At 73.3% G+C, this 11,250-nt stretch carries 5 protein-coding genes; 1 reads left to right on the forward strand and 4 read right to left on the reverse strand.

Annotated elements, in window-relative coordinates:
- Positions 1-243 precede the first annotated feature (243 nt).
- Positions 244-1,266, reverse strand: coding sequence for a substrate-binding domain-containing protein (locus tag ABT023_RS28360; RefSeq protein WP_350889672.1), 1,023 nt, complete (start codon positions 1,264-1,266; stop codon positions 244-246).
- A gap of 564 nt (positions 1,267-1,830) precedes the next feature.
- Here ABT023_RS28360 and ABT023_RS28365 point away from each other — a divergent pair.
- The gene (locus ABT023_RS28365; RefSeq protein WP_350889674.1) at positions 1,831-2,595 is read left to right on the forward strand and encodes a DUF427 domain-containing protein; all 765 of its coding nucleotides are present in this window, start codon (positions 1,831-1,833) and stop codon (positions 2,593-2,595) included.
- Between the two features lie 50 nt (positions 2,596-2,645).
- Here the strand turns inward: ABT023_RS28365 and ABT023_RS28370 are convergent, their stop codons facing one another.
- The 3 genes from ABT023_RS28370 to ABT023_RS28380 all read right to left on the reverse strand — a co-directional run bounded on the left by ABT023_RS28370 (position 2,646) and on the right by ABT023_RS28380 (position 11,232).
- The gene (locus ABT023_RS28370) at positions 2,646-4,121 is read right to left on the reverse strand and encodes a DUF7405 family protein (RefSeq protein WP_350889675.1); all 1,476 of its coding nucleotides are present in this window, start codon (positions 4,119-4,121) and stop codon (positions 2,646-2,648) included.
- A gap of 3 nt (positions 4,122-4,124) precedes the next feature.
- Positions 4,125-4,565, reverse strand: coding sequence for a contact-dependent growth inhibition system immunity protein (locus ABT023_RS28375; protein ID WP_350889677.1), 441 nt, complete (start codon positions 4,563-4,565; stop codon positions 4,125-4,127).
- A gap of 64 nt (positions 4,566-4,629) precedes the next feature.
- On the reverse strand, positions 4,630-11,232 hold the full coding sequence (locus tag ABT023_RS28380; RefSeq protein WP_350889678.1) for an endonuclease toxin domain-containing protein: 6,603 nt from the start codon (positions 11,230-11,232) through the stop codon (positions 4,630-4,632).
- Between the last annotated feature and the right edge of the window lie 18 nt (positions 11,233-11,250).

Consider the following 11,250-nt stretch of genomic DNA (forward strand, 5'->3'; position numbering starts at 1 on the left):
CGCGCTCGCAGCTCCGGCTCCCCTCGCGCGACCCCCCCGCGCCCCCCACCACCACCACCAGGCCGACGCCCCACTCCCTCTTTGATGCTGTCGACTGCTTACGAGATATACTGTTGGGTGTCTGGAGTTCTGAGGTGTGCTCTTCCGATCTGCGAGCCGGCGGGTGTGCGGCTGCCGCCGGGGGCGGGGCGGGCCCGCCAGCGAGACGTCCTGCTGGCTGCCCGGCCCGTCGAGGCTCCCCCGTCAGAGGACGATGACCCTGTTGCCCGTGTAGAGCAGCGTGTCTCCGCTGTAGGTCTGCGCCCAGAACTGGAACGACAGGCCGACGGGGACGCTGCGCTCGGGCCCGCAGTTGCCGACCCCGGGGTTCTCGTGGACGTAGCTGGTGCCCGTGCTCCTCGTGATCTTGATGGCCGGGTGGTTGCCGGAGGCCGTGTCGCAGATCTTGTACGTCCAGGTGTCCTCGTAGAAGCAGACCCGGGAGCCCGAGGCGGAGGAGACGGCGTCCTCGGAGCCGTTGCAGGTGTGCGCGAGGACCCGAACGGGCTGTCCCGCCCGGGCGGAGGGCTGGGCGGCTGCCGGGGCCGCCAGGCTCAGACTCACCAGGCTGCCCGCAGCGACGAGACTGGCGGCGACCATCGACGGCCTGCGGAGCATGGTTCTGGTCATGACTACCTCCAGGGGGTTCCGGAATGACAGAAACAACGTTTGCTGTCGCCCCGGGGCAGGACAACCCCCGGCTCCGTTCGGATCCGTTCCGAACAGGTCGAGGCTTCCTTTGCACCGTGGCAGCGCCGCCCGGGCAGGACGCACCCACCCGGCGCGCCCGGGCCGATCTGAACCGGCGGACAGGGCCGGCGCGCTCAGGCGCTGCGGCGCACCACCATGACGGGGTCGTGGATGACCGACGCGACGCGCAGCCGCGGCTCCTCGATGCGGGGCCAGCAGCAGCCGGGTCGCCTCGGCGGCCATCACCTCCAGCGGGTGCCGGACGGTGGTCAGCGGCGGGTGGGCGGCCTGCGCGGCGCTGCTGTCGTCGAAGCCCACCACCGCGACGTCGTCGGGTACGCGGCGGCCCGCCTCGTGCAGGGCGACCAGGGCGCCCTGCGCCATCAGGTCGTTGGCGACGAAGACGCCGTCGAGGTCGGCGTGGGAGGCCAGCAGGCGACGCATGGCGGCCTCGCCGCTCTCCCGGGTGAAGTTGCCCGCCTCGGACGGCGACCACGCGTACCCGTGGCGGGCCATCGCCTGCCGGAACCCGGCCACCCGCTCCTGGCCGGCCGGCCGGCACGTGCTCGGGGCCGGCCGGCACGTGCTCGGGGCCGGCGATCAGCCCGACGCGTCGGCAACCCCGGGCGAGCAGGCGCTCGACGGCGAGCGCCGCGCCCGCCTCGTCGGCCACGTCGACGTAGCGGGCCCTGGCGTGGTCTGGGTCCGCACGAGCGCACACGATCGCGCTGGATCGCGCTGGACGCGGAACAAGATCGTGCTCGATCAGGGAAAGTGTGGCCTCGTTACCGGTAGCAGGCCACACTTTCCGGGATCGAGCACGATCTTGCACGGCTGGTAGGTGACTGCTCATCGGCAGGACAGCGAGCGGTTTCGGTTGGTGGCGATCACGCCTGCCTGCCGCCGGAGACGTGGCCGAACTTCGACACACGACCTGGGTGTACTGCCCGGGGCGGCAGAACCGGGCGGATGGCGCTCACCACCGCGGGGCACGCGGCTCGTTTGAGCAGGCAGGGCCGGCGGCGGCCCGCCGGACGGCCGGCGCGGCCGGGCCGGTCGTCGCCGCGCACCCGCACGCATCGAACCGAACCGGAGGACCACGTGCAGAGCTACCCGAAGGCGATCGTTCCCGTCGGCCACGTCGAGCCGGTGCCGCGCCGGATCCGGGCGTACGTCGGCGGCGTCCCGCTGCTGGACACCATCGAGGCGCGGTACGTGTGGGAGGCGCCGCCCTACCCGCAGTACTACGTGCCCCTGGCCGACGTAGACCGGGAGCTGCTGGTCGACGAGGGACGCGTCGAGCGCACGCCGTGCGGGGCGGCCCGGGTGCACGGGATCCGGGCGGGTGACACGGTGCGGCCGTCGGCCGCGCGGGTCCTCGGCGAGGACGTGCCGGCGGCGCTGTCGGGCACGGTGCGGTTCGAGTGGACCGCGCTCGACGCGTGGTTCGAGGAGGACGAGGAGGTGTTCGTCCACCCCCGCAGCCCCTACAGCCGGGTGGACGCGTTGCGGTCCACCCGGCGGGTGCGGGTCGAGCTGGACGGGGTGCTGCTGGCCGAGTCGGCCGCCCCGGTGCTGGTCTTCGAGACCGGACTGCCGACCCGCTACTACCTGGGCCGCACCGACGTGGACCTCACCCGCCTCGTCCCGTCGGACACCCGGACCGCCTGCCCGTACAAGGGGCGCACCACCGACTACTGGTCGGTGCGGACCGACACCGCCGTGCACCCGGACCTGGCCTGGTCCTACGGGTTCCCGACCGGCGCGCTGGGTCCCGTCGCCGGGCTGATCGCCTTCTACAACGAGCACGTCGACCTCGTCGTGGACGGCCGGCGGCTGGACCGGCCGAGAACGGCGTTCTCCTGAGGCCACCACCCGGCCGCGCGGGGCCGGCGGGCCGCCGGAGGGGTCCCGGCTCAGCCGGCCAGCTCGGCGAGCGGGAACGCCCGGTGCCGGCGGGGCGGGACCAGGAAGTTCTGCCGGCGGGTGCAGGTCAGGAACCGTTCCAGGCCGTTGTCCTGCTCGGTCACCCGGTGCTTGCGCGCCAGGTCCACCGACGCCTGGCTGCGCCGCATCCGGGCGAAGAAGTCGGCGGTCGGCACGAACACGCTGAAGTGCAGCTTCGGCTGGCTGCTGCCGTCGGGCACGTCCAGGGCGTCGAAGCCGGGGCCGTCGACCCGCAGGTGCATCGGGGTGCCGTCGGGCGCCCGGGAGCTGCGCTGGAGGGTGGACAGGTGCCCCATCCGGCGTTCGCCCCGGGGCAGGCCGATCCCCCGGGCGGTGCGCTCGGCGTAGTCCGGGCCGCGGTTGTCGGCGGGCAGGAAGGACGGCCCGCCGCCGTCGGTGAGCTGGTCGGCGTTGCCGGGGTGCACCGGCGGGGCGTGGAACATGTACTGCACCCGCTTGGTGAAGTTGCCGTTGTCGCTGGGCGGGGTGTCCGCCGAGGCCATGTCGTAGAACTGGAGCATGTCGAGGATGACGTGCGACAGGTGCTGGATGCCGCCGTTGTCCAGGTAGTCGCCGGGGCGGGCGGTGGTCAGCCGGGCCGAGGGGTGGCCCGCGAAGGTGCAGATCGCCGGCGGGCCGGAGGCGTTGACCTGCTGATCGGAGAAGCCCATCCACATCGGCGAGTCGGGCTGGATGAACCGGGCGTACGGCAGCCGGTTCTGCTCGGCCACCGAGCGGGGCAGGCCGGCCTGGGTGAACATGTGCCGGCTGGAGGTGACGGTGAGCAGCCCGGCGAAGGCCGGCGGGGGCGTGGGAAGGCCGGCCAGCGTGCCGCTGCCGTCGAACCAGGCCAGCACGTCCTGGACGACCGTGGCCCGGTCGCTGCGGAAGGTGAACAGCAGGTCGTTCTGCTCGATGCGGACCGGCACGGTGAACCGCCGCTTGGCGACCCCCGGGTTGTCCGGGTGGATGTCGGTCGGCCCCGGTTCCGCCTCCTCCAGCACCGACCGGGACGGGTCGGCGAGCAGCCGGGGCAGGTGCGCGCCGGCCAGGCCGCCCGGCAGCCGCCGGAAGTACGGCAGGCCGTAGGAGACGAAGGTCATCAGGCCGGCCGCGCCGAACGGGTACCGGGATTCCAGGGCGGCGAGCACCCGGGCCAGCTCCCGCTGGTCGTCTCGACCCGGGGCGCGTGACAGCGCGGCGGTCAGGTAGACGGTGTGCACCGGGGGCATGACGAACGGCCCGCCGGTGGGCGAGGTCTGCTCCGGCGCGCTGTACCGGGCGACGTCGAACTGGATGTCGGGCAGCCCCTGCGCCGGATCGGGCGCGGCCGGGCGGTCCGGGGTGCGGGCGCCGGCCGAGCAGGCCGCCAACGCGGACGCGGCCATGGCCAGGGCGCCGCCGGCCAGCACCGTCCGGCGGTGCAGCCGGGGTTGGTCGCCCATGCCTCAGCTCGACCGGTCGAGCGCGGCGCGCAGCGCCTCGCCGAGTTCCTCGTCGCCCGGCGCGGTCAGCCGCACCGCCTGCCCGGTCAGCCCGACGAAGCCCTCCCGGGCGCCGCCGTTGCGGGTCGGGCTCACCAGCACCGTCGCGCCGTCCTGCTCGACGTCGACGTGCCGGGTGCCCTTGGCGTACGTGGCCCAGGAGCGCAGGCCGAGCGCGTCGAGGGCCGGCGCGAACGGCGAGGGCCCGCCCCGCAGGTCGGGGGTGGGCACGCCGGTACGCGAGGCGTCGAGCATCCGGCGCACCGCCGCGCCCAGCAGGGCGTCGGCCGGCTCGTCGAGGAGCTCGAAGGCCCCGTTGGCGATCCACATGCCGTCGCCGGTCAGCGAGGATGAGTGCGCGACGTGTCGACCTCTGCGCAGGTCGAGTGCGGCGAGTCTGGTCATCGATGTCCTCGGTGGGGAGGGGGACGCCCCAGGGTACCGTCGGGACGTCCCCGCCGGGGCCCGGCTATCTCATCGGGATGATCCGAACAGTCACCCCCTTCTGGGCGCCGTACTGGACTATCTGGTTCAGCGCGTTCTGCTGGGCGCTGGTGGCCGCGCCGCGTTGGACGGCGATCTCCAGCTCCCGGGCGGCGACCTGGCCCGGTCTGATGGTGACGCCGTCCCAGGTGACCGGGTTGCTCTTGGCGAAGCCGGCCGCCTTGTCGACGTAGCCCTGCAACCGGCTGGTGAGCTGGCCGGCGGTCTGGTACGACTTCGCGGTCAGGTCGACGCTCTTGATGCTGGTGGCGGTGCCGTTGGCGAACCGGTCGATGGTCGGGAAGCTGCGCGGCAGGTTGCCGCCGAGCTTCGCCTCGATGGCCAGGCCGCGCTCGAACTGGTTGAGCTTCCAGACCGAGCTGCCGGCCTTCAGGTACGCCCCGAGGCCGCCGCTGACCGCGCCCAGCGCGCCGCCGATCGCGAAGTCCTTCAGGGCGTCGCCCATGCTGTACTTGCGTCCGGTCAGCGCCGCGAGGCCCGCCCCGATGCCGACCGAGGAGGCGCCGCCGATCAGCGCCCCGATCAGGATCGGCACGCAGATCGGGCAGTCGCCGTTGGGGTCGGACAGGTTGACCGGATCGTTCAGCGCGTACGTGTACAGGTTGGCGCTGCCGCCGCCGAAGCCCGCCGGGTCCTGGCTCAGGAACCGGCCCGTCTCGGGGCTGTACCAGCGGGCCCGGTGGTAGTTCAGCCCGGTGGCGGCGTCGCGTTCCCGGCCGGTGAACTGCTGGGTGTTGCCGCTGGCGGCGCCGCTCGCGGTGACCGCGCCGAACGGGTCGTAGGCGTACCGGGTGGTCAGGGTGCCCGCGGAGTCGGCCAGGCCGAGCACGCTGCCGAGCGCGTCGGTGATCGGCACCCGGGGGCCGGCGGCGTCGGTGCGGACCAGCGTCTGATCGAGCCCGGCGGTGAGCCGGTCGGCGGCCGCCGCGCCGGTCTGCTCGCGGACCAGGTTCGGGCCGTCGTAGAGGAAGCCGGTGGTGGCCCCGCCGGCCGTGCGGCTGGCGAGCCGCCCGGCACCGTCGTAGCCGTACGCGGTGGTCAGGCCCGGCCCGGTGACCCCGGTCAGCTCGCCCCGGGCGTTCCAGGTGTAGCCGAGCACGCCGTCGCCGGTCAGGTTGCCCTCGTCGTCGTAGCTGAACGTCCGGTCGCCGCGGCTGGTCAGCCGGTTGGCGGCGTCGTAGCCGACCGAGGGGCCGGTGCTCGGGACGGTGACCTGGGCGAGGCTGCCGGTCAGGTCCCGCACCCGGCCCGCGCCGTCGTAGGAGTAGCCGAGGTGGCCGATCGGCACCCCGCCGGTGCTCTCGTAGAACATCCCGGTGAGCTGGGACGCGGCGTCGTAGGTGTACTTCGTGGTGACGCCGGCCTGCTCGACCCGGTCGGTGCGGCCGGCGGCGTCCCGGTGCCAGGTGGCGGTGGTGGCGCCCTGGGTGATCTGCGCGATCAGGCCGGTCTGGTCGTAGCCGTAGGAGATTGCCGGCTGGCCGGGCACGGTCATTCCGGAGCGCCGCCCGGCGGCGTCGTAGGTGTAGCCGACGGTGCCGGTGGGGCCGGCCACGCTGACCACCTGGTCGAGGTCGTTCCAGCCGACGGTGAGCAGCCCGCCGGCCGAGTCGTTGATGGTGGTGAGCCGGTCCAGGGTGTCGTAGCCGAACTGTTTGGTGCTCTCGTAACTCGGTCCGGCGGTCCTGCCGTACCCGATGAAGGTGGTGCGGCCGAGCACGTCGTAGCCGGTGACGGTGGTCTTGCCGCGCCGGTCGGTGGCGGAGACGACCCGGCCGAGCACGTCGTACGCCTGCTGGGCCTGCTTGCCGAGCGGGTCGGTGACGGTGATCGGACGGTCGGAGCTGTCGTAGGCGACGGTGGTGCTGTTGCCCCGGGCGTCGGTGACCTTCGTCAGGTTGCCGTTGCCGTCGTACTCGAAGGTGGTGGCCCGGCCGAGGCCGTCGGTGCTGGTGAGGACCTGGTTGTCCGGGTCGTAGCGGACGTGTTCCAGCACGCCCCTCGGGTCGGTGACCGCCACGGGACGACCGACGGCGTCGACGAAGCTGCGGGTGGTCCGGCCCACCGGGTCGGTCACCGCGACGAGGTCGCCCTGCTCGTAGGTGTAGCGGGTGGTGTTGCCGAGCGGGTCGGTGAACGAGGTGACCTGGCCGGCGGTGTTGTAGGCGTAGCGGCGGGTGCGGCCGGCGGCGTCGGTCGCCGCCGTGAGGTTGCCGGTGTCGTCGTACCCCATCCGGGTGGTCCGGCCCTGGTCGTCCGTGACCGAGGTGAGCTGCCGGTACGGGCCGCCGGAGGTGACCGTGGCGGACTGCGCGGCGGCGGTGCCGGCGAGCGCGGTGAGCGAGGTGAGCTGCCCGTTCGCGCCGTACCCCAGGGTGGTCCGCCGCCCGTACGGGTCGACCAGCGCGGTCGGCAGGTGGGTCGCCGGGTCCCGGGCGGTGGTGGAGGTACGCGCCTGGGCGGTGCCTGCGGCGGTGGTCTCGGCGACCACCCGGTGGTCGGCGTCGAAGCTGGTCTCCCGGACGGTGCCGTCCGGCTCGGTGACGGCCGTCTTCACGACCTTGCCGGCGGTGTCGGTGGTGTACTCGAAGCCGTAGGTGACCCCGCCGGGCATGCTCTGGGCCGACACCCGTCCGGCCGCGTCATAGGTGTTGGTCAGGTAGGTGACGCCCCGGGCGTCGGTGACCGTGGTCATCCGGTGCGCGGTGTCGTAGGTGTACGTGGTGGTCCGGCCGCCGGGCGAGGTGACCGTGGTCAGCCGGCCCGAGCCGTCGTAGCCGTACTGCACGGCCCGGCCCGCGTTGTCCTGCGCCCGGGTGACCCGGCCGCCGCTGTAGGTGAGCTTGATCCAGCGGCCGTTGGGCGAGGTGACCTGGGTGATGTCGCCGGACTGCCCGCCGGTGGACCGGGTCAGGGTGATCTGGTTGCCGTGCCGGTCCCGGATGGACTGCAACGGGGTGTTCTCGCCGAAGACGTAGACCATGCCGTCGGTGCGGACCAGGTCCCAGCCGTCGCCGTTCCAGGTCATCACGGCGTCCCGGAACGGGCCGGTCGTGTCGACGGCCTTGAACACCGCGTCGGTCCAGCCGGTCCCGGGGCTGGTCCGCACCATGTGCACCTTGCCGCTGTCCGGGAAGATCAGGTCGGCCTCGGTGTACTCCTGCTTCGAGAAGACGAAGATGCCGTAGGTGAAGTTCGCCCCGATGCCGAATTCCCGGTTCTGGGTGTCGTTCTGCCGGTAGGTGCGGGTGATCGAGATCGGCAGCACGTCGTTCACGGTCAGGTCGGTGTGCTCGTCGACGAAGAGGCCGCTGGCCAGGTCGACGGGGTCGCCGCCGGAGTCGCCGTCCTCACCGGGTCCGGTGCCGGCGGGGCGCTTGCCGCTGCCGTTGAACATCGCGCCGGTGAACTCCCAGACCCGCACGTCGGGGTCGGGCACGATCTGCCGGCCGTCGGGGGTGACGGTGCCGTGTCCGTAGATGTACCAGCCCGCCTCCGCGCCGGTCACCGCGCAGACGGCCGGGGTCTTCGCCGCCTTGGTGGGCTTCTTCGGGTACGACTTCACCGGCGCCCTGGTGCACGGCGCCCGCTCCGGGTCGTAGTCCCAGAAGTCCAGGCGGCTGCCCGGCGCCAGGCCCTGGGTGTTCGGGTAGATGATCTGCGCGCCCTTCGGCAGGATCACCGACCCGCCGGGCTGCACGGTGAAGTAGACCGGGGTGCGCACCCCGGCCGGAAGCGGGAACGGCGGCTGGTCCACCGGCAGCGCGGTGATGGACAGCTCGGTGACCCGCTTGCCGGCCCGGTCGCGGATCACGCTGCCCTTGGGCAGCCGCACCTCGAAGCCGGGGATCGCCGGGGTGGTGATGACCGTCTGCTTCGTCGTGGGCGACGGGAAACGGGTGCTGTTCGCGGTGTCGAGCCGGGTCATCCAGATCGGGTACGACAGCTCGACGGTCTCCCCCGCCCGCAGGTCCACCCCGGTCTCGAAGCGGCCGAAGGCGCGGCCGGGGCTGCCGGCCGTCGCGCCGTCGATGACCAGGACGTGGTGGCCGGCGGTGAGCCCGGTGAGCAGGAACCGGCCGGTGGCGTCGGTGCGGGTGCTGCGCCGGCCCACCTTGAGGGTGACGTCGGCGAGCGGCCGGCCGTTGAGCAGCAGGGCCTGCCCGGCGAGGGCGGTCGCCCCCCGCTCTGCGCGCAGGGCCGGCTGGAGGTTGCCGTACGCGCCGGTGCGGTGGCTCTCCCAGTCCTCGCCGGCCAGGTTGAACCGGTCCGGCGTCCAGGTCTCGGTCACGTCGCCGACCGGCCGGGACGGGATCTTCGCCGACGCCTTCCTGGCGGCGGCTGCGGCGGGCAGCCGCACCTCGCCGGTCAGGCCGCCGACGGTGCTCGACGCCGGGTCGACGAGGACGGTGTAGGTGCCGGCCACCGGCAGCGTGACCGAGGTGAAGGTGCAGCTGCCTCCGCAGTAGACGCTGCTGCCGAGGTTCGTCCCGTCCGGCTTACGGATGATCGCCGTGGCGTTGTACTGGCCGTAGGTGCCGGCGGTGACCGCCACGGTGACCACCTGGCCGGCGGTGCCGGGGAAGGTGAGCGTGGCGTTCTGGCCGGGCACGGTGGTGGTCAGGGTGGCCCCCGGGCCGCCCGGGGTGATGGCCGAGGTCGCGTCGGCCGGCACCTCGTGCACGCGCAGGGAGACCGAGCCGGTGTACGTGCCGTCGGGGTTCAGCAGGATCGTGTACGTCCCGGCCACCGGCAGCGCCGTGACGTCGAAGAAGCACGACGCACCGCAGTACGCGCTGCTGCCGAGATTCGTTCCGTCCGGCTTACGGATGATCGCCGTCGCGTTGTACGTGCCATAGGTGCCGGCGCTGCCCACCACCGAGATCCGCTGCCCGGCGGTACCGGTGAACGACAGCACCGCGTTCTGGCCGGGGACCGTGGTGGTCAGGGCGACCGCGCTGCCGCCCGGCGTCGCGCCGGCGGTGGCGTCGGCCGGCACGTCGTACAGGCGCAGGGAGACCGAGCCGGTGTACATGCCGTCGGGGTTCAGCAGGATCGTGTACGTCCCGGCCACCGGCAGCGCCGTGACGTCGAAGAAGCACGTCGCACCGCAGTACGCGCTGCTGCCGAGATTCGTCCCGTCCGGCTTACGGATGATCGCCGTCGCGTTGTACGTGCCATAGGTGCCGGCGCTGCCCACCACCGAGATCCGCTGCCCGGCGGTGCCGGTGAACGACAGCACCGCGTTCTGGCCCGGGGCGGTGGTGGCCACCGACACGGCCGGGCCGCCGACCGTGGCGCTGACCGCCGCGTCGGCCGGCACGTCGTACACCCGCAGGGTCACCGCGCCGGTGTAGGCCGCGTCGGGGTTCAGCAGGATCGTGTACGTCCCGGCCACCGGCAGCGCCGTGACGTCGAAGAAGCACGACGCACCGCAGTACGCGCTGCTGCCGAGGTTCGTCCCGTCCGGCTTACGGATGATCGCCGTCGCGTTGTACGTCCCGTACGTGCCGCCGGTCCCCTGCACCACGATCCGCTGACCCGCCGCGCCGGTGAACGACAGCACCGCGTTCTGGCCGGGGACCGTGGTGGTGAGGGTGGCGGCGGACCCGCCCGGGGTGGTGCCGGCGGTGGCGTCGGCCGGCACGTCGTACACCCGGACGGTGAGCGCGCCGGTGTAGGTGGACGCCGGGTCGAGCAGGAGGCTGTACGTGCCGGCGACCGGCAGCACCATCGCGTCGAACAAACAGGACGCCCCGCAGTACGCGCTGCTGGTCAGGTTCGTGCCGTCCGGCTTGCGCACGATCGCCGTCGCGTTGTACGTCCCGTACGTGCCGCCGGTGCCCTGGACCAGGATCCGCTGCCCGGCCGCCCCGGGGAACGTCACCACGCCGTTCTGCCCGGGGACGTTGGTGGTGACGGTGACCGGTGCGCCGCCCGGGGTGGTGCTGACGGTGGCGTCGACGGGCACGTCGAACACCTGCGCGGTCAGGCTGCCGACGGCCGCCCCGACCGGGTCGACCAGCAGGGTCCAGGTGCCGGCCGTGGCCAGCGACACCGAGCTGAACGAGCAGCTCGTCGCGCAGGACGAGGAGCTGGTGACGGCACTGCCGTTGGGCGCGCGCAGCGTCACGGTCACGTTGCCCCCGCCGAACGCGCCGGCGGAGAGGCTGACGGTGACGACCTGCCCGGCGGTGCCGGGGAACGACACCACCGCGTTCTGCCCGGGCACGGTGGTGGTCACCGACACCGCCGCCCCGCCCGGGGTGGTGGCCGCCGTGGCGTCGGCGGGCACGTCGTGCACCCGGGCGGTGAGCGCGCCGACGGCGGTGGTCTTCGGGTCGACCAGCAGGGTGTACGTGCCGTCCGCCGGCAGGACGGTGCTGTCCAGGAGGCACGCGGTGCCGCAGCCCGTGTTCGACGTGACCGTGGTGCCGTCGGGGCGGCGCAGCGTCACCGTCGCCTCGGAGGCGCCGAACGTGCCGCCGCTGAGCTGCACCGCGACCCGCTGCCCGGTGGTGCCAGGGAACGACACCACCGCGTTCTGCCCCGGCACGGTGGTGGTCACCGACACCGCCGCGCCGCC

This window comes from Micromonospora sp. NPDC002296, from assembly GCF_040296145.1.
In the GTDB taxonomy this organism is placed as follows: domain Bacteria; phylum Actinomycetota; class Actinomycetes; order Mycobacteriales; family Micromonosporaceae; genus Micromonospora.